At 59.2% G+C, this 19,618-nt stretch carries 18 protein-coding genes; 14 read left to right on the forward strand and 4 right to left on the reverse strand.

What is annotated here, in order from left to right; all coding sequences use genetic code 11:
- The first annotated feature begins 7 nt into the window (after positions 1 to 7).
- The 5 genes from ACR0CE_RS09635 to smpB all read left to right on the forward strand — a co-directional run bounded on the left by ACR0CE_RS09635 (position 8) and on the right by smpB (position 3,658).
- On the forward strand, positions 8 to 754 hold the full coding sequence (locus tag ACR0CE_RS09635) for an SDR family oxidoreductase (protein WP_480832122.1): 747 nt from the start codon (positions 8 to 10) through the stop codon (positions 752 to 754).
- 82 nt (positions 755 to 836) lie between these two features.
- The gene (locus tag ACR0CE_RS09640; protein WP_480832124.1) at positions 837 to 1,853 is read left to right on the forward strand and encodes a P1 family peptidase; all 1,017 of its coding nucleotides are present in this window, start codon (positions 837 to 839) and stop codon (positions 1,851 to 1,853) included.
- A 113-nt stretch (positions 1,854 to 1,966) separates the two neighbouring features.
- Positions 1,967 to 2,380 (forward strand): c-type cytochrome, encoded by a 414-nt coding sequence (locus ACR0CE_RS09645; RefSeq protein ID WP_480832126.1) that lies wholly within the window; start codon positions 1,967 to 1,969, stop codon positions 2,378 to 2,380.
- Positions 2,381 to 2,580: 200 nt separating this feature from the next.
- Positions 2,581 to 3,123, forward strand: a complete 543-nt coding sequence (gene idi, locus ACR0CE_RS09650) for an isopentenyl-diphosphate Delta-isomerase (RefSeq protein ID WP_480487859.1) — start codon at positions 2,581 to 2,583, stop codon at positions 3,121 to 3,123.
- Between the two features lie 58 nt (positions 3,124 to 3,181).
- Entirely contained in the window at positions 3,182 to 3,658 is a 477-nt protein-coding gene (gene smpB, locus ACR0CE_RS09655) for an SsrA-binding protein SmpB (RefSeq protein WP_267365868.1), read from the forward strand.
- Here the strand turns inward: smpB and glpK are convergent.
- From glpK to panB, 3 genes are all read right to left on the reverse strand, one after another.
- Complete coding sequence (gene glpK / locus ACR0CE_RS09660) at positions 3,655 to 5,133, reverse strand: glycerol kinase GlpK (RefSeq protein ID WP_480832128.1); 1,479 nt, start codon at positions 5,131 to 5,133, stop codon at positions 3,655 to 3,657. The two genes, smpB and glpK, sit on opposite strands and share 4 nt — an antisense overlap.
- Before the next feature lie 68 nt (positions 5,134 to 5,201).
- Complete coding sequence (panC, locus tag ACR0CE_RS09665; protein WP_480832130.1) at positions 5,202 to 6,053, reverse strand: pantoate--beta-alanine ligase; 852 nt, start codon at positions 6,051 to 6,053, stop codon at positions 5,202 to 5,204.
- Positions 6,050 to 6,889, reverse strand: a complete 840-nt coding sequence (panB, locus tag ACR0CE_RS09670; protein WP_480832131.1) for a 3-methyl-2-oxobutanoate hydroxymethyltransferase — start codon at positions 6,887 to 6,889, stop codon at positions 6,050 to 6,052. The genes panC and panB overlap by 4 nt, the downstream gene beginning before the upstream one ends.
- Positions 6,890 to 7,057: 168 nt before the next feature.
- On the opposite strand from panB, the gene ACR0CE_RS09675 reads away from it, so the two are divergent.
- From ACR0CE_RS09675 to ACR0CE_RS09700, 6 genes are all read left to right on the forward strand, one after another.
- On the forward strand, positions 7,058 to 8,545 hold the full coding sequence (locus tag ACR0CE_RS09675; RefSeq protein ID WP_209505161.1) for an ABC transporter substrate-binding protein: 1,488 nt from the start codon (positions 7,058 to 7,060) through the stop codon (positions 8,543 to 8,545).
- A gap of 65 nt (positions 8,546 to 8,610) precedes the next feature.
- Complete coding sequence (locus ACR0CE_RS09680; protein WP_480492766.1) at positions 8,611 to 9,672, forward strand: ligand-gated ion channel; 1,062 nt, start codon at positions 8,611 to 8,613, stop codon at positions 9,670 to 9,672.
- 249 nt (positions 9,673 to 9,921) lie between these two features.
- Complete coding sequence (locus tag ACR0CE_RS09685) at positions 9,922 to 11,172, forward strand: sarcosine oxidase subunit beta family protein (protein ID WP_480546915.1); 1,251 nt, start codon at positions 9,922 to 9,924, stop codon at positions 11,170 to 11,172.
- A 13-nt stretch (positions 11,173 to 11,185) separates the two neighbouring features.
- Entirely contained in the window at positions 11,186 to 11,473 is a 288-nt protein-coding gene (locus ACR0CE_RS09690) for a sarcosine oxidase subunit delta (protein WP_267366303.1), read from the forward strand.
- Complete coding sequence (locus ACR0CE_RS09695; protein ID WP_480832133.1) at positions 11,470 to 14,415, forward strand: sarcosine oxidase subunit alpha family protein; 2,946 nt, start codon at positions 11,470 to 11,472, stop codon at positions 14,413 to 14,415. The genes ACR0CE_RS09690 and ACR0CE_RS09695 overlap by 4 nt, the downstream gene beginning before the upstream one ends.
- Positions 14,408 to 14,968, forward strand: a complete 561-nt coding sequence (locus ACR0CE_RS09700; RefSeq protein WP_480832135.1) for a sarcosine oxidase subunit gamma — start codon at positions 14,408 to 14,410, stop codon at positions 14,966 to 14,968. Before ACR0CE_RS09695 ends, ACR0CE_RS09700 begins: the two co-directional genes overlap by 8 nt.
- 8 nt (positions 14,969 to 14,976) lie before the next feature.
- On the opposite strand, the gene ACR0CE_RS09705 is transcribed toward ACR0CE_RS09700, so the two are convergent.
- Positions 14,977 to 15,981, reverse strand: coding sequence for a GlxA family transcriptional regulator (locus ACR0CE_RS09705; protein ID WP_480482737.1), 1,005 nt, complete (start codon positions 15,979 to 15,981; stop codon positions 14,977 to 14,979).
- Between the two features lie 263 nt (positions 15,982 to 16,244).
- Between ACR0CE_RS09705 and ACR0CE_RS09710 the strand changes: the two genes are divergently transcribed.
- From ACR0CE_RS09710 to ACR0CE_RS09720, 3 genes are read left to right on the forward strand one after another with little or no spacing between them, the layout of a single operon-like run.
- Entirely contained in the window at positions 16,245 to 17,192 is a 948-nt protein-coding gene (locus tag ACR0CE_RS09710) for an ABC transporter permease (protein WP_480832137.1), read from the forward strand.
- On the forward strand, positions 17,189 to 18,004 hold the full coding sequence (locus ACR0CE_RS09715; protein WP_209505153.1) for an ABC transporter permease: 816 nt from the start codon (positions 17,189 to 17,191) through the stop codon (positions 18,002 to 18,004). The genes ACR0CE_RS09710 and ACR0CE_RS09715 overlap by 4 nt, the downstream gene beginning before the upstream one ends.
- The gene (locus ACR0CE_RS09720; RefSeq protein ID WP_480487844.1) at positions 18,001 to 19,599 is read left to right on the forward strand and encodes an ABC transporter ATP-binding protein; all 1,599 of its coding nucleotides are present in this window, start codon (positions 18,001 to 18,003) and stop codon (positions 19,597 to 19,599) included. The genes ACR0CE_RS09715 and ACR0CE_RS09720 overlap by 4 nt, the downstream gene beginning before the upstream one ends.
- The last annotated feature ends 19 nt before the right edge of the window (positions 19,600 to 19,618 follow it).

Raw genomic sequence — 19,618 nt, forward strand, 5'->3', positions numbered from 1 at the left:
CAACGTCATGAGGCTGGAGGGAAAAACCGCAATCGTCACCGGTGGCGCATCGGGGTTCGGTGCGGGGATCGTGAGGAAATTCCTGACCGAAGGCGCACGCGTCATGATCGCGGACATCAATGGTGACGCAGCCGCTGAGATGGCGGCGCAACTTGGGGCCGGGGCATTGGCGCATCAGGTCGACGTCGGCGACTGGGCTTCGGTTCAAGTGATGGCGGACACGGCACTTGCCGCCTTTGGGGCGCTCGATATTCTGGTAAACAATGCAGGTGTCACCCACTTGCCAACCCCTCTGGAAAACGTCACCGAGGATGATTTCGACCGGGTCTTCAACGTGAACATGAAGTCCGTCTATCTGACCGCCCGGGCATTTGTTCCCCATATGAAGGCGCGCGGCGCGGGCGCAATTCTGAACGTGGCCTCGACAGCGGGCCTGTCACCGCGCCCGAATCTGAACTGGTACAACGCGTCCAAAGGGTGGATGATCACGGCAACTAAAACCATGGCGGTCGAACTGGCCCCAACCGGCATTCGCGTGAACGCGATCTGCCCAGTGGCGGGCGAAACACCGCTGTTGAAATCTTTCATGGGCGAAGACACGCCCGAGATTCGCGCCAAATTTCTGGCGACCATCCCGCTGGGACGGTTTTCAACACCCGAAGACATGGCCAACGCCGCCTGTTTCCTGTGTTCAGACGAGGCCAGCATGATCACCGGCACCGCGCTCGAGGTCGATGGCGGCCGATGTATCTGATCCGCTCTTCATCTGGCCAAAAATATCCCCGCCGGAGGCAGCGCGCGCCCGCGCGCTTCCCCGCTCCAATCCCGAGCTCAAGATGATCCCTGGACCAAGAAACCTGATTACCGATGTCCCCGGCCTGAAGGTTGGAAACGCCCAGGACCATACGCTGAAGTCCGGGACCACGGTTCTTACGGCAGATAAACCGTTCGTTGCGTCGGTCCATGTGATGGGCGGGGCACCGGGTACGCGCGAAACCGATCTGCTTGCGCCTGATAAAACCGTCACAGGGGTGGACGCGCTGGTTCTGTCCGGCGGATCGGCCTTTGGACTCGACGCCTGCTCGGGTGTTTCAGATGCGATGCGGGTCGAGGGGCGCGGATTTCCCGTCGGGTCCGCTAAGGTTCCGATCATTCCCGGTGCGATCCTGTTTGATCTGCTCAATGGCGGTGCAAAGGATTGGGTGGAAAACCCCTATCGTGCGCTGGGGCGGGCTGCTTATCTGGGCGCTTCAAAAGAATTTGATTTGGGGTCCGTCGGGGCAGGCACCGGGGCGTTGGCCGCAATGCAGAAGGGCGGGCTTGGCTCTGCCTCGTCCATTCTGCCTGATGGGGTCACGGTCGGGGCCCTCGTTGCGGTGAACCCGCTGGGCAGTATCACAACACCGGGTGACCGGCACTTTTGGGCGGCACCCTTTGAACAAGGTGCAGAATTTGGCGGGCTGGGTCCCGATATGTCGCCGGATCAAAGCCGGATCCGCCCCAGCCGCAAAGCGATAGCCATGAGGCCAGCGCAACCCGAACAGACAAACACGACCATCGCCATCGTTGCCACGGATGCCGCATTGACCAAACCCCAATGCCAAAGATTGGCCGTTGCCGCCCACGACGGAATTGCCCGGGCGATCCTTCCCGCACACACACCCGGCGACGGTGATCTGGTTTTTGGAATCAGTACCGGCGCCCGCCCCATCGCATCCGAAGCCGATCTCGCTTTGATCGGGCACGCGGCTTCGCTGTGCCTGTCCCGCGCCATCGCGCGGGCGGTTTATCTGGCGACCCCGGCGGAAGGAGACCTGTTGCCCTGCTGGACCGCTGTACATGACTTAAGTTAAGGACACACCATGTGTCGCAGTGGCACTGTAGATGCGCGCGGCAATCCGCGCGTTGACACTTTTATGCGCCGGGGGTCCATTCGGTGCAGACAATTTGTATCGGAGCACAAGCTATGAATCGTATCCTCACTATCGCAATCGCTGGCCTGCTGGCGCTGCCCGCCCATGCCGAAGGCGATGCCGAAGCCGGTGAGAAAGCTTTCAACAAATGCAAGTCCTGCCACATGATCGCTGACCCGGCCGGAGAAGTCATTGTCAAAGGCGGAAAAACCGGCCCCAACCTCTTTGGTGTCGCCGGCCGCACTGCCGGAACCTACGAAGACTTCAAATATGGCGACAGCATCGTCGCAGCTGGTGAGCAGGGTTTGGTCTGGGATGAGGCCTCCTTTGCGGAATACACGCAGGACCCTAAGGGCTTCCTTAAATCGTATCTGGACGACACCGCTGCCAAGTCGAAAATGACCTTCAAGTTGAAAAGCGGCGGTGAAGACGTCTACGCCTATATCGTCAGTGTATCAGGCGAATAAACGCTAGCATTGTGCACCCACGCACAAGGACCAAAGGCCGCAGCCCCTGCGGCCTTTGGTGCGATTGATACCAGTGTAGAACAGCGCCACTTTGGTATCTGACGGCAAACCGCAGAGTGTGCCGCAACGCCAAGCCGACCCGGCAACAGCTAAACCCAACATCAGCGCCCGTCAGGCGGATTGGCAACAGGAGAGGACAGATGGGCATTATGATCCCGGCTTGGGTCAATGGTGAATTGACTCCGGTAGACAAACTTGAAGCTCACGAAAAGGGCCTCAAGCACAAGGCCGTGTCGGTGTTTGTCGTTAGGGGCACCGAGATTTTGTTGCAGCGTCGGGCGCTGGGCAAGTACCACACGCCCGGCCTGTGGGCGAACACTTGCTGCACACACCCCGACTGGGACGAAAGCTCGTCAACCTGCGCCGTGCGCCGTTTGAACGAAGAACTGGGGATCACAGGTCTTTATCCTGAATACCGTCACCGTTTGGAATACCACGCCGATGTTGGGAACTGCATGGTGGAAAACGAAGTGGTCGACGTTTTTCTGGCCCATGTGCGCGGACCGCTGAAAATCGCGCCTGATCCGGACGAAGTCATGGATATCCGCTGGATCGACTACCATGACCTGTTGGCCGAAGTGGCCCGCCACCCGGATCGGTTTACACCGTGGCTCAAGATCTACCTGCACAACCATGCGGACACGATTTTCGGCCCGGACCTGATCATTTCAGCTAAATCCTGAGGCACTCCGAAAATCCCTGCCTTGCAAGGGCGGCTCAAGCCGCCTAAATCAACGCGTCATGGCCAAGCAGAAGACAGACCCGAATTACAAGGTAATCGCCGAAAACCGGCGCGCCCGCTTCGATTACGCAATCGAAGAGGACATTGAATGTGGCATCATCCTGCAGGGGTCCGAGGTCAAATCCCTGCGCGCGGGCGGCTCGAACATCGCCGAAAGCTATGCCACGGTCGATGACGGAGAACTGTGGCTGGTCAACAGCTATATCGCGCCGTATGAGCAGGCCAAGATGTTCAAGCATGAAGAACGTCGCCGCCGGAAACTGCTTGTATCCCGCAAGCAGATGTCGAACCTGTGGAACGCAACGCAACGCAAGGGCATGACGCTGGTGCCGCTGGTTCTGTATTTCAACCACAGAGGACTGGCCAAGGTCAAAATCGGCATCGCCAAGGGTAAGAAAACCCACGACAAGCGCGAAACTCAGGCCAAGCGCGACTGGTCACGGCAAAAGCAGCGCTTGTTGAAAGATCACAGCTAGAACGCCATCGCCGCCTGAACCGCCCGTTGCCAGCGATCATAGGCCGCGTCGCGTTCGGTTTGCTCTTGCGTTGGCTCGAACCGCCGGTCCAGCGCCCATGTTTCGGCAAAACCGGCCTGATCCGGGTAAATCCCGGCTTTCATACCTGCCAGCCATGCGGCGCCAAGGGCGGTCGTTTCCTGCATAACCGGGCGATCCACCGGGGCACCCAGACAATCTGAAAGACCCTGCATTGTCCAGTCAGATGCACTCATCCCGCCGTCGACGCGCAGGATGACATCCGCCTCGGCCCCCCAGTCGCCCTGCATGGCGTGCCACAGGTCGCGGGTCTGAAAGGCGATGCTTTCCAGCGTGGCGCGGGCAATCTCGGCCCGGCCGGAATTGCGTGTCAGCCCGAACATCGCACCGCGGCAATCCGGCTTCCAGTAAGGCGCTCCGAGGCCCGTGAACGCCGGCACCAGAATCACATGCTGGTTCGGGTCGGCCTGCGCAGCCAGGTCGCCGCTTTGCGGGGCCGAATCGATGATCTGCAACGCGTCGCGCAGCCATTGCACGGCGGCCCCGGCGATAAAGATCGACCCTTCCAGCGCATAGGTGCGCTGACCGTCCAATTGGTAAGCGATTGTTGTCAGCAGGCGGTTTTTCGATTCAACTGGCTGCGCACCCGTGTTCAGCAGCGCGAAACAGCCCGTGCCATAGGTTGATTTCATCATACCGGGCTGGAAACAGGCCTGACCGATGGTGGCTGCCTGCTGATCGCCTGCCACACCCAGAATGGGGATGTTCCCGCCAAGCAAGGTGGTTGCGCCGAAATCCGAGGCGCAATCCTGCACATTCGGCAACATTTGAACGGGTACATCCAGCAATTCGCAAATCTCAGCGCTCCAGGCGCCTTTGTGAATGTCGAACAGCAGGGTGCGGGCGGCGTTGGTGGCGTCAGTGGCATGGACACGACCTTCGGTCAGACGCCAGATCAGGAAACTGTCGATGGTGCCGAACAGCAACTCTCCGGCCTCTGCCCGCGCGCGTGCGCCTGAAACGGTGTCCAGCAGCCATTTGACCTTGGTGCCCGAGAAATAAGGGTCCAGCAGCAGGCCGGTCTGGGCGGTGACGTCATCTTCACACCCGGCTTGCTTGTATCGGGCGCAGATTTCGGCGGTGCGGCGGTCCTGCCAGACAATCGCGTTATGGATGGCCTTGCCGGTCTGCATGTCCCAGACCACGGTGGTTTCACGCTGGTTGGTGATACCAATACCCGTGATCTGGTCAGCCGAAACACCGGCGCTTTCCATCACCTCGCGACACACATGCATGACGCTGGACCAGATATCCTCGGGGTCGTGTTCAACCCAACCTTCTTGCGGGAAATGCTGGGGGAACTCCTGCTGAGCGGTGCCAACACGGTTCATCTGCCCGTCGAACAGGATCGCGCGCGAGGACGTGGTGCCCTGATCAATTGCCAGAATAAAGGTCATGTCCGCTCTCCCCGGTGTCATTTTGCGCGACTTTAGCGCAAACAACGGCGCCGGGGCCAGAGCAGAAATCAGACCGGATCGACGGGAATATTGTCGATCAGGCGGACGCCATCGGCCCAGGCCGTAACGAACAAGCGCGCGGGTTTGCTGGCATTGGGCAGGCTTTCCAGCGTCTCGGCGCAGCGCAGATCGATATATTCCACTTCGGTAAAACCAGCGTCCAGCAATGCGGCTTTTGCGTCTTGCGCCAGCGCCGCGAAATCCTTGCCAGCGGCAAGCTTATCTGCCACCCGCCGCATGATCTCGTTCATGCGGGACGCGACCTTTACACCCTCAGGCGACAAAAGCAGATTGCGCGACGACATTGCCAGCCCAGAAGGCTCGCGCACGGTTGGGCAGCCGACAACCTCGATGGGAATGTCCAGATCGCGGGCCATGCGGCGCACCACCAGCAGTTGCTGATAGTCTTTTTCCCCGAAGTAGGCTCGGTCCGCCTGCGTTTGCAGGAACAGTTTGGCCACTACAGTGGCCACGCCTTCGAAATGGCCGGGGCGAAACGGGCCTTCCATCATGTCGGTCAAACCGGTCACGGATACCGTGGTGGAAAAGCCGTCGGGATAGATTTCCTGAGGGTCCGGCACATAGATCGCATCCACGCCATAAGGGGCCAGCTTTTGGGCGTCTTCATGTTCCGTGCGGGGATAGTTCGCCAGGTCTTCGGGGTTGTTGAACTGCTTGGGGTTCACAAAGATCGTCACGATCACCCGGTCACAGTTCTCCTTGGCGGCCTGCGCCAGCGACAAATGCCCTTCGTGCAATGCGCCCATGGTTGGCACAACGCCGATAACGTCACCCGCGCGGTGCCATTCTGTCGTCTTGGCCCGCAGTTCCGCCAGCGAGCGCAGGATCGGCGCGGTCACGTCTTTGGTCCTTTCGCCGAAGCCTGATCAGCAAACACATGTTCGCCCGCCGGAAATGTTCGCGCACGCACTTCGGCCGCGTAATCTGCGATGGCGGCTTCGGCCAACGGGCCAAGCTCGGCATAGCGTTTGACGAATTTGGGTTTGAAGGCGGTGAAAAAGCCAACCATGTCATCGACGACCAGAATCTGCCCGTCACAACCGGCGGACGCTCCGATTCCGATGGTGGGGATGGCAACCTGTTCGGTGATCCTGTCGGCCAGGCCTTGGGGCACTTTCTCAAGCACCACGGAAAACGCACCGGCCTCGGCCACGGCGCGGGCATCTGCCATGACGGTTTCGGCCTGTTCGTCGCGCCCCTGCACCTTGTAGCCGCCCAGCGTGTTGATCGATTGCGGGGTCAGACCGATATGCGCCATCACCGGGATGCCGCGCTTGACCAGAAAGCGGATGGTTTCGGCCATCTCGGCACCGCCTTCCAGCTTGACTGCCCCCGCACCGGTTTCCGCCATCAGCCGCGCCGCGTTGCGAAACGCTTGTGCCGGGCTTTCCTCATAGCTGCCAAACGGCATGTCGATGACCATCATCGCCGTGCTCAACCCGCGTGCGACGGCCTGACCGTGCAGGATCATCATCTCCATCGTGACACCAAGGGTGGATTCCAGCCCGTGCAAAACCATCCCGACGCTGTCCCCCACAAGAACAAAGTCACAATGCGTGTCCATCAGGCGCGCCATAGGCGTTGTGTATGCGGTCAGCGAGACCAGAGGCACGCCGCCTTTTCGGGCGCGAATATCTTCGGCGTTCGGGGCCTTTTTGCGGGCGGTGGCGCTCATGGTTGGCTCCTGCAGGGCTTATGTTGCAGTGCGGCATAGCAGATCGGCCGGGGCCAAAGAAACCCCGGTTGCGCGAACATTCCCTTGATTGACCTCAGGTTTAAAGGAACACTGCCGATAAAACGGCCCGGAAAACATGGGCGCAGATTTTCAGTTGGGAGAGTTCACATGACAAAACACGTGCTTCGAACATTCGCGTCGACCGTGGCGATTGGCGCCAGCCTGTTGGCGACGCAGGTTTTGGCCAAATCCGACATCACCATCGCCATGCAGTTGGAACCCCCGCATCTGGATCCGACCAGCGCCGCAGCTCAGGCCATCGATTCGGTTGTCTACACCAACATCTTCGAAGGTCTGACCCGTTTCATGGGCGACGGCTCGGTCGTGCCCGGCCTTGCGGAAAGCTGGGAGATTTCCGAAGACGGCAAAACTTATACCTTCAAACTGCGCGACGGCGTGACCTTCCATGACGGCACGACTATGGATGCCGAGGATGTCAAATTCAGCCTTGACCGGGCCACGGCCGAGGACAGCGCCAACGCGCAGAAAGCTCTGTTTGCAGGGATCGAAAGCGTCGAGGCCGTGGATCCGCTGACGGTCAGGATCACCCTGGCCGATCCGAACGGCAACTTCCTGTTCAACCTTGCCTGGGGTGACGCGGTGATCGTCGCGCCCGAAAGCATTGAGAACATCAAGACAAACCCGGTTGGCACAGGTGCATTTACCTTTGGCGACTGGGTTCAGGGCGACAGCATAACACTGAACCGCAACCCCAATTATTGGGGCGATCAACCGGCGTTAGAGACTGCGACGTTCAAATTCATCTCAGACCCGACCGCCGCTTTCGCGGCCATGATGGCCGAAGACGTGGACGTGTTCGACAACTTCCCGGCACCGGAAAACCTGCCCCAGTTCGAGGCTGACCCGCGGTTTCAGGTTCTGGTTGGATCGACCGAGGGGGAAACGATCCTGTCCACCAACAACAAACAGCCGCCATTCGATGATATTCGGGTCCGGCAGGCGTTGGCCCATGCGATTGACCGGCAGGCCATCATCGACGGCGCCATGTTCGGGTACGGCACCCCTATCGGCACGCATTTTGCGCCACACAACCCCGCTTATGTCGATCTGACGGGCCAGTCCGCGTATGATCCCGAAAAGGCCAGGGCTTTGCTGGCAGAGGCGGGATTTGAAAACGGGTTCGAGACAACTCTGCACTTGCCACCGCCATCTTATGCGCGCCGGGGCGGTGAAATCATCGCCGCACAGCTGGCCGAGGTCGGCATCACGGCCGAGATCATCAACGTCGAATGGGCCCAGTGGCTGGAATCGGTGTTCAAGGGCAAGGAATTTGGTCTGACCATCGTCAGCCATACCGAACCGATGGATATCGGCATCTATGCGCGGCCCGACTATTACTTCCAGTATGACAGCATCGACTTTCAGACGCTGATGGAGACGCTGAACACCACCACCGACCCCGAGGAACGGACCCGTCTTCTGGGTGAGGCACAGCGCCTCATCTCGAACGATTATGTCAATGGGTACCTGTTCCAGCTGGCCAAGCTAGGCGTCGCCAAGGCCGGTGTTCAGGGCCTGTGGGAGAACGCACCGACTGCGGCAATCGACCTGACCGCCATTTCCTGGTCTGAATGACATCAGTTTGCTGGGCCTGCTTATCGGGCCCAGTTTCACCATTGCGAAATGCGTTTCTAACGATCATGAAAAGCTTGTTTGCAGGTTTCGTTCTTTTGCTTTTCGCGTCTGTCCTTCCAGGCGCTGTTTTTGCGCAGGGCTTGTTCCAAGGGCAGCAGGATACGCTGGTGGGAACCCCGGACAACCCGCTGAAAGTCGGGGTTGGTATCAAGATCGACCAGATTACCGGTGTCGATCAGCAATCCGAAAACTATGGTGCCGTGGTTGTACTGCGGTTCGAATGGACAGACCCGGAGCTGGCGTTTGATGCGGAAAGCCTTGGTCGTGATTTTCGGGTTTTTGAACCGCCCGCTTTCGTGAAATACGCCGCTGAGCTGGATGTGGTAACCCCGGCTTTTGTTATCCATAACCAACAGTCCAATCGATGGATTCATGAATCCGCAGTTGCCGTGCGTCATGACGGTCATGTGACTTTTGTCGAAAAATCCTCGCTGACCTTGCAGGCTCCGCATTTCAACTTTCGCAAATACCCGTTCGATACGCAGGAATTTCACTTCGAGGTCGTATCGGTGTTTCCTTCGCAATTCGTTCACTATCACTCGCTTGATGAATACTCCGGCCTGGGTGATATGCTGGGCGAAGAGGAATGGATACTTGGCAATGCCAGGGCTCTGACGTCAACGACGACCGGTTTGTCAGGAAACGAAAGCGACCGGGTCGAACTTGTCTTCGAAGGCACCCGGCACCTGACATATTACACCATCCGCATATTCCTGCCGATGCTGGTGCTGATCACGGTAGGATGGGCGCTTTTCTTTCTGGATGAATACCGAAAACGGATCGAGATCGCAGGCGGCAACCTGTTAGTCTTTGTGGCCTTCAACTGGGCCATTTCCGCTGACTTGCCCAAGCTTGGCTATCTGACGTTTCTGGACTTCATTCTGCAATGCATGTTCCTGATGACAGGAACGATTATCGTCTTCAGCGTGATGTTGCGTAAATTGAAAGTTTCCGGTCGGGAAGAGACGGCCAGAAAGCTCGACAATTACGCGATCAAATGGATTTACCCGTTGGGATATGCCGCCATCATCGGCTATGCCGTCGTTGTCTTTCTGATGACGTCTTAGGCGCTGAACCCCACAACTATGTGGTTCTGAAATCGCGTGTATAGCTTTGGCTACCGGCTGTTCTGACCCTTGTCGGCGCAGCAGGACGGCGTGGCGGACACCGCGCGCTGAAAGCAACAGTAACAAAAAATCGCAAGATTAAGCATGCACCGCTGATTGTCGTGGTGTCTGATTCAACACAACAGATGTCGGATTCTAGAGTATCCAAATTCGGTTTTTTCGCGGATTCTGAAAAAAAAGGTCCGATTCATGCGATACTCTGGTTTCAAAGTCATCAAAGAGGCTCTTACCGGGCACAAAGGGTGGACACCGGCCTGGCGCGAGCCGGAGCCCAAGCCACATTACGACATTGTGATCATCGGCGGTGGCGGTCATGGCCTTTCAACGGCGCATTACCTGTCAAAGGTATTTGGCCTCCGCAATGTGGCGGTGATTGAAAAAGGCTGGATCGGTGGCGGCAATGTCGGGCGCAATACAACCATTATCCGCTCGAATTATTTGCTGGACGGCAACGAACCTTTCTACGAGTTCTCGCTGAAACTGTGGGAAGGTCTTGAGCAGGACGTAAACTATAACGCGATGGTCAGCCAGCGCGGGATCATCAACCTGATCCACACAGACGCCCAGCGCGACGCCTTTACGCGACGTGGCAACGCCATGATCCTGAACGGCGCGGATGCCGAGCTGCTGGATGCCGAACAGGTGCGCAAGGAATACCCGTTCCTGAACTTCAACGATGCCCGGTTCCCGATCAAGGGCGGGCTGGCCCAGCGGCGTGGTGGCACGGTTCGGCACGACGCGGTGGCCTGGGGATATGCCCGTTCAGCAGACAGCCAAGGTGTCGATATCATCCAAAACTGCGAAGTGACCGGTTTCCGGATCGAAAACGGAAAATGTCTGGGGGTTGAGACGTCGAAAGGGTTCATTGGCGCAGGCAAGGTTGGCTGTGCCGTGGCCGGAAATTCGGGGCGTGTCATGGGCATGGCGGGTATGCGGTTGCCAATTGAAAGCCATGTCCTGCAAGCTTTCGTGTCAGAAGGTCTGAAGCCGGTTCTGCCCGGGGTGATCACTTTTGGCGCGGGGCATTTCTATGTCAGCCAGTCCGACAAGGGCGGACTGGTCTTTGGTGGCGATATCGACGGGTACAATTCGTACGCACAACGCGGCAACCTGCCCGTGGTCGAAGATGTCTGCGAGGGCGGCATGGCCCTGATGCCGATGATCGGTCGCGCGCGCCTGCTGCGGATGTGGGGCGGGATCATGGATATGTCCATGGATGGATCGCCCATCATCGACCGGACCGGCATCGATGGCCTCTATTTCAACGGCGGCTGGTGTTACGGCGGGTTCAAGGCAACTCCGGCGTCGGGGTATTGCTTTGCGCATCTGCTGGCAAAGGATGAACCGCACCCGACCGCAACCGCCTACCGGTTCGACCGGTTCCGCACTGGTCGCATGATCGACGAAAAAGGTATGGGCAACCAGCCCAACCTGCACTGAGGGGAGCAGCACCATGATCATCCATCATCCCTTGCTGGGCCCGCGTGACAGTTCCGAATTCGTCTATCTGGGAGACGCTTCGCTGATCAACAGGCCCGATTGGCAGGCCGAAGATGCGGCCGAAGCGTTTTTTGACTACGCCTATCTGCGCGACAATCCAGCTGGCGAACACCGCGAGTTGTGGTTCCACGAGGGGGGCGACCGATCCTGGCTGGTCGTGACCCGCAATACCGCGACACATGAGATTTCCAAAGTGGAACTGGCCCGTGACGTGGCCCGGGCACAGGGGCGCTCCAAATGACTCAAGACAACAGGCTGAGCGGCGGTCAGATCGACCGCACCAAAACCCTGAACTTCAAATTCGACAACCGCAGCTACACTGCGCATCCGGGCGATACGCTGGCCTCGGCCCTTCTGGCCAATGGCGTGCGCCTGATGGGCCGGTCGTTCAAATACCATCGCCCGCGTGGCGTGTTGACTGCCGGTTCGGAAGAACCCAACGCCCTTGTCGAGCTGCGCACCGGTAATCGTCAGGAACCCAACACCCGTGCCACGACTGTTGAGATGTTCGAGGGGCTTGAAGCCCATTCCCAAAACCGCTGGCCCAGCCTGAAATTCGATGCTCTGGCAATCAACGACAGATTCTCGACCTTTCTGACGGCGGGGTTCTACTACAAAACCTTCATGTGGCCTGCCGCGTTCTGGGAAAAGCTGTACGAGCCGATGATCCGCCGCGCGGCCGGTCTTGGGTCATTGTCGATGCAGGAAGATCCCGATGAGTATGACAAGGGGTTCCGGCATTGCGATCTGCTGATTATCGGCGCGGGTCCAGCCGGATTGATGGCGGCACTGACTGCGGGCCGGGCCGGTTCCGAGGTCATTCTTGCGGATGAGGATTTCGCACTTGGTGGGCGGCTCAACAGTGAAACCTTTTCGCTGAACGACGGCGATGCGACCGAATGGGTTAAGCAGAGTGTCGCTGAACTGTCAGCAATGCCCAACGTCCGCTTGATGCCGCGTACGACCGTGATCGGTGCCTTTGATCACGGCATCTATGGTGCAGTTGAGCGGACGGGCGATCATCTTGCTTCTCTGCCTTCCGGTAAACCGCGCCAGATACTCTGGCGCATCTACGCCAAACGCGCCCTGTTATGCGCTGGCGCGACCGAGCGGCCCATCGCGTTTGAAAACAACGACAGGCCTGGCATCATGCTGGCAAGTGCTCTGCGCACCTATGCCAATCGGTTTGCAACCACGGCGGCGCAACGTGTCGCCATCTTTACGAACAACGATGACGGCCACCGCACAGCTGCGGATCTGCACGCAAAAGGTATCAGGATTGCTGCCGTCGTCGACGTTCGTGACGACGCTCCGACCAGCCATGACTATGAGGTTCTGCGGGGCGCGCAGGTCAGGGACACCAAAGGCCGACTGGGGCTGACCTTTGTCGAGGTTGAGCTGGCAGACGGGTCGTCGCGCACGCTGGACTGCGGGGCGCTTGGCGTCTCGGGTGGCTGGAACCCCAACGTGCATCTGACCTGCCATCAACGAGGGCGTCCCGCGTGGAACGACGATCTGGCGGCCTTTGTCCCCGGAGCGGACTTGCCGCCTGGGCTGTCCGTCGCGGGGGCGGCAAATGGTGTGATGTCCACCCATGGCGCCCTGCAATCCGGGGCAGAAGGCGCGGCGCAGGCGCTGGGCCTGAAAGGCCCGCTGCCCGATCTGCCTAAGGCCGAGGATACCCCGATCTCGCAGACACCGTTCTGGTATGTTCAGGGTTGCAGCCGCGCGTGGCTGGATCAGCAGAACGACGTGACCGTCAAGGATGTGAAGCTCAGCCATCAGGAAGGGTTCCGTTCGGTCGAGCACTTGAAACGCTATACCACCTTGGGCATGGCCACCGATCAGGGCAAGACCTCGAACATGGGCGGGCTTGCGATCATGGCCGAACTTGCAGGTAAGTCCATTCCGGAAACCGGCACAACGATCTTCCGCCCGCCCTATACGCCCGTTCCGATTGCAACCTTTGCTGGTCGGATGAAAGGCAAAGAGTTTCATCCAACCCGCCTGACCCCGTCACATTACTGGGCCAAGGAACGCGGCGCGGTGTTTGTCGAGGTCGGCAATTGGCTGCGCGCGCAGTGGTTCCCGCTGCCCGGTGAAACCCATTGGCGGGAATCCGTGGACCGTGAGGTGCGCCAGACCCGTGCCTCGGTCGGGGTGTGCGACTGCACCACGCTTGGAAAGATTGATGTTCAGGGTGCGGATGCGGCGGATTTCCTGAACAGGGTCTATTGCAACGGATTTGCTAAACTGGCCGTCGGCAAAACCCGCTATGGGCTGATGTTGCGCGAAGACGGAATTGCGATGGATGACGGTACCGCCGCGCGTCTGGCCGAGGATCATTTCGTGGTCACCACCACAACCGCGAATGCGGTCAAGGTCTACCAGCATATGGAATTTGTCCGGCAATGCCTGTTCCCGGACATGGATGTACAGCTGATCTCGACCACCGAAGCCTGGGCACAATACGCGGTAGCCGGGCCCAATTCGCGCAAACTTCTGCAAAAGATCGTGGATTCCGAGTTCGACATCTCGAACGAAGGCTTCCCGTTCATGGCTTGCGGCAACATCACCGTATGCGGCGGGTTGCGCGCGCGGTTGTTCCGGATTTCCTTCTCGGGCGAATTGGCCTTTGAAATCGCGGTGCCATCGCGATACGGCGACGCGCTGATGCGGCGTTTGATGCAGGAAGGTGAAGAGTTCGATGTCATACCCTACGGCACCGAAGCGCTGGGCGTCATGCGGATCGAAAAGGGTCACGCCGCAGGCAACGAGTTGAACGGAACCACCACCGCCCTGAACCTTGGAATGGGTCGGATGGTATCCAAGAAAAAAGACAGCATCGGTTCAATCCTGTCCGAGCGTGAAGGGCTGAACGAACCAGATGCTTTGATGATGGTTGGCATCAAGCCTGTGGACGCTGGCGACAAGGTAACCGCCGGAGGGCATCTGATGAATGCCACGGGTCCCGTGGATGCTGCCCATGATCAGGGCTATGTCACATCGGCGGCATTTTCGCCGTCGTTGGACAGCCATATCGGCCTTGGCTTCTTGAAAAACGGCGGCACACGTCAGGGTGAAAAGATGCGCCTTGTGTCGCCAGTGACCGATCTGACGGTCGAGGTTGAAATCGTCTCGGCCCATTTCGTCGACCCCGAGGGAGAACGGCTCCGTGCATGATCTTGTAGCAATAACCGCGCTGGGTGGAACCGAACCCAAGATCGACAGGGTCGGAAGCGTGACCTGTACCGAAACTCCGGGTGTGGCGCTGGCTTCGGTCGCCGCTCGGCTGGGTCGGGAAGACAAGACCCGGAGCGCCGTATCCCAATTGATCGGCGCGGAAACGCCTGCCGTCGGGCAATTTACCGGCGGGCCGATCGTTGCCTTCTGGACCGGGCCTGATCAATGGATGATCGAAGCGCCCTTTGAGACACATGAAGATCTGGCGCATCTGGTGAAAAAAAGTACTGGGGATAACGCATCGGTTTCCGAACAGACAGACGCATGGGTCAGGTTTGATCTGGACGGAGAGGGCGTGTTGGCAGTGCTGGAATTGCTAAGCAGTCTGGATTGCCGAAAAATGGCGGCCGGTGCCGCATCCCGCACGTCTATCCATCACCTGGGGTGTTTCGTCCTGTGCCGTACTTCTGGTTCGTTCAGCGTCTACGGGCCAAGATCATCTGCCGGGTCACTGCATCATGCGATTGTGGCCGCAATGAAATCGGCGCTTTGAAGGCAAGATCAGCTTGAGGGCAGAGGGGCGTTGTCTTCGACTCGAAACCGGTTGATCCGTCGCCGGTCTTCGCTGGGGCTTAAACCAAAGGCAGACCGGTAGTGTGTCACCAACGGCGTGACCGAGCTGTATCCGATGGCCGCAGCAATGTCGGCAATAGGGTCTTTGGTATAGACAACCATCTGACGGGCCGCCTTCATCCGCATGGAGCGGAAATAATGGCTGGGGCTTTGCCCTGTGGCCTGTTTGAAGGCGCGCTCGATCTGGCGGGGGGTGACGCCCGTTTGATCCGCTATGTCCGCGATCGAGATCGGATTGCCGATACGGCTTGCGAACAGGTCGACACATCGGGCCACAAGCGGCGGCAGCTTTTCACCCGTGGCAGGTTTGCTTGCACTGGGCACCTGTTGCTGAACACCTTCCCCTCGCATCATCGGATGCTGGAACCAGCAGGCCACCTCATGCGCGACTTCGCCGCCCAACCGGTCCTGAATCAGATGCAGGGCCAGATCAAACGCGGCCGCCGCCCCGGCCGCAGTGTACCGCGTGGCATCCGACACGATCACTTCGCGCCGTGCATCGATCTGTGGAAACTCGGCCAGAAACGCGGCTTCGTAACACCAGTGCACCGATACCGGATGGCCGGTCATGACCCCCGAGCGCACGAGCGGGAAAACGCCGCCGCTGATACCGCCCAGAATTGTCCCGTGTCGTGACAAAGCCCTCAACGCACCATTCCCCTGGGCAGGGTTTCTGAAGCCCGAGGTCGGACTGCTGAGCAGGAACAGAATATCAATCGGCTTACAGTCTGCGAGGTTGCGTTCAGCCTCAAAACGCACATGAGCGCTGGAGCTGACCTTTCCCCCGTTTTCCGCCACAAGAGACCAGCGAAATGCCTCTTGCCCGGCGATCTCATTTGCAGCGCGCAGCGGTTCGATGACCGAGGTCAGGCAAGCCATCGGAAAGCCATCGAACAGCAGAAACCCGATCTCAATTCTATTTTCTGTCAGCATGAGCGCTACACTATCAGTAAATCCTGGTTCGGCCCGGATTGCTCCTTGGCCGCTCTGGCCTGCGGAAACGGTTCGAACAAGTGTAGCAAAACACGGAACGTGCGAAATCGAAAAAACGCGCAACAAACATGGTGAAAATCGGGGTCAGGTCCTGCATGCGGATTAACAGGCGGAAAGGGACAAAGGTTGCGCAGCGCCATTTGCCGGTCTGCCGGTGCCGTAGATGCTGGACCCGTGACGGCTGAGACCCTAACGTGGCCTCAATGCTTCGCTATACCCTTAAACGACTGATCTCATTGCTTGTCAGCCTTGCCGTCGCCTCGGTGGTTATCTTCGCCGTGATCGAAGTCGCGCCGGGGGACCCGGCATCGTTCATGTTGGGTGTCAACGCGCAGGAAGATACGCTGGCCGCGCTGCGGGCTGAACTGGGTTTGGATGGGTCAAGGGTACAACGGTATTTCAACTGGGTCGGGGGGATGGTTGCCGGGGATTTCGGAACCTCTTACACCTATCGCACACCGGTGTCGCAGATGATTGCGGACCGGCTGTGGGTATCGCTGCCCTTGGCTTTGTATGCGCTCACGCTGTCCACGCTGATCGCCTTCCCCGCCGGGATCTATGCTGCTGCGCGCCGGGGTAAGCCCGGGGATCTGGCGGTGATGGGGGCGACTCAGCTTGGTATCGCGGTGCCGAATTTCTGGTTCGCGATGATGCTGGTGCTGATCTTCGCCATTAACCTGCGCTGGTTCAATGCCGGTGGGTTTGTTGGCTGGGGAGAGGGCCTTTGGGCAGGGCTGCGCTCGCTGACCTTGCCCGCCGTTGCGCTGGCCCTTCCTCAGGCCGCGATCCTGGCCCGCGTCATGCGATCCGCGTTGCTGGACATTCTGGGTGAGGATTTTATGCGCACCGCGCGGGCCAAGGGATTGTCACGGCGTCAGGCCCTGTGGCGGCACGGGGTGCGGAACGCGCTGATCCCGGTGCTGACGATCATCGGCTTGCAGTTTTCCTTCCTGCTGGCCGGGTCGATCATCATCGAACAGGTGTTTTACCTGCCCGGCCTCGGGCGGTTGGTGTTTCAGGCCATTTCGGCCCGCGATCTGATCGTGGTTGAATCGGTGGTGATGCTGCTGGTCTTTGCCGTCATTACCGTGAATTTTCTGGTGGATCTGGCCTACGCAGCCGTTGACCCAAGGCTAAGGAGCAGGTCATGAGCCGCAACCTGATCCTTGGCGCCGCGCTGTCGTCGCTGGTGGTGCTGGCGGCGCTGATCTCGTTTGTCTGGACACCCTACGACAATGCCGCGCTGGATATCCCCAACAAGCTTCAGGCGCCCGATGCACTGCACTGGTTCGGGACGGATCACTTCGGTCGGGACATGTTCTCGATGATCATGGTCGGAGCGCGCACTTCGATTGCGGTGGCGCTGGTGGCCGTGGGGATCGGCATGGCGCTGGGCGTACCCCTTGGCCTGACAGCCGCTGCGCGCAAAGGGTCGTGGCTGGATGAGGTGATCATGCGTGGCAACGATCTGGTCTTTGCCTTTCCCTCGCTGGTCATCGCCATCCTGATCACGGCAGTGTTTGGTGCCGGGGCCATCAACGCGATCATTGCGATCGGTATTTTCAACATCCCCGTCTTTGCCCGCATCACCCGCGGGGCTGCTTTGTCGCTGTGGGAGCGCGAGTTCATCCTTGCCGCCCGTGTGTCGGGCAAAGGCGCAGCACGGATTTCAGCCGAACACATCCTGCCCAATGTCGCCAACTTGCTGATCGTTCAGGGCACCATCCAGTTTTCACTGGGTATTCTGGCCGAGGCGGGTCTGTCCTATGTCGGTCTGGGTGCGCAGCCGCCGACGCCCAGTTGGGGCCGGATGCTGGCGGACGCGCAGACAATGGTCAGTTTTGCCCCGCATTTGGCTCTGATTCCGGGCCTGGCCATCATTGTCACCGTGCTGGGTTTGAACCTGCTTGGCGACGGTCTGCGCGACTGGCTGGACCCAAGGATCAGGGTGGCGCGGGCATGACGTTGCTGCAAGTCGAAAACCTGTCCCTGTCGATCCACGGGGTACCGATCCTGAAACAGGTCAACTTGTCCATCGACCCGGGCCAGATCGTGGCGGTGACAGGTGAAAGCGGCTCGGGCAAATCCATGACAGCACTGGCTGTGATGCAGCTTCTGCCAAACGGGGCAACGGCAGACGGCGTAATCCGACTGGATGGCACTGACCTGCTTTCCGAATCCGAGGCCGAGATGTGCGCCTTGCGTGGCGCGTCCATCGGGATGGTATTTCAGGAACCGATGACGGCGCTCAACCCGGTGAAAACAATCGGCGATCAGGTGATGGAGACCATCCTGATCCACAAGGCGATGCCTCCTGCTCAGGCCCGGACCCGCGCCGCAGAGGTTTTGACCCGGGTTGGCCTGCCACCCGACAGGTTTCCTCTGTCGCGCTATCCGCATGAGCTGTCGGGCGGGCAGCGTCAGCGTGTGGTCATCGCAATGGCCATCGCATTGCGCCCAAGGCTATTGATCGCGGATGAGCCGACTACGGCGCTGGATGTCACCACGCAGGCGCAGATCCTTGATTTGCTGAAAGGGCTGGTTCGCGAATATGATATGGGCCTGCTGATGATCACCCATGATCTGGCTGTGGTCTCGGACATGGCCGATCAGATTGTCGTCATGCGTCACGGCGAGGTCGTCGAAAGTGGCGCGACGCGAAACCTGTTTCGAGATATGCAGCACCCCTATACCCGTATGTTGTTCGAAGCTTCGGGTCATCAGGTCACCCTGCCTGAACCTACACAGCAACGCCCGCTTCTGGAGGTTTCGCAGGTCGTCCGGGATTACCGCCTTCCCCGCAAAGGTCTGCTGGATGCGCCGCGCCACCACCGCGCGGTGGATGGTGTCAGCTTTACCCTCAACCGAGGGGAGCGTTTAGGGCTGGTGGGCGAGTCCGGTTGCGGAAAATCGACCCTAACACGGGCTATTTTAGGGTTGGAAGAGATCCAATCCGGTCAGATTATGCTGGATGGTCAGCCGGTTTTCACCGGCCACAGGCCCAACCTTGCGGTACGTCGCAAGATGCAGGTCGTGTTTCAGGACCCCTATGGCAGCTTCAATCCCCGCCACCGTGTCGCGCGCCTGATTACAGAACCTTTTCACCTGTTGGAAACGCCACCAAAGGGGTCCGAACGCCAGGACCGGATTGCAGAGATGCTGACGGCAGTGGGCCTCGGCCCTGATGATGCGGGCAAATACATTCACGAGTTTTCGGGCGGGCAACGCCAGCGGATCGCTATTGCCCGCGCTCTGATCATTCGGCCGGAACTGATCCTGTTCGATGAGGCGGTTTCAGCCCTCGACGTATCGGTGCGCGCCCAAATCCTCGATCTGCTTGCCGAACTCTGCGAGGCTTATGATCTGACTTACCTGTTCATCAGCCACGATCTGAGTGTGGTGCGCACCATCACCGATCATGTTCTGGTGATGCAATCCGGACGAATTGTCGAACATGGCAAGACCGAACAGGTATTCTCGGACCCGCAGCATCCCTACACGCAAACCCTGATCGCCGCCGCGCCCCAATTGCCTGAAATCGGGAAGTTATTGGCGTAAAACCATTTGTTAGAGCCTG

It is taken from the genome of Ruegeria sp. L11 (genome assembly GCF_056531755.1).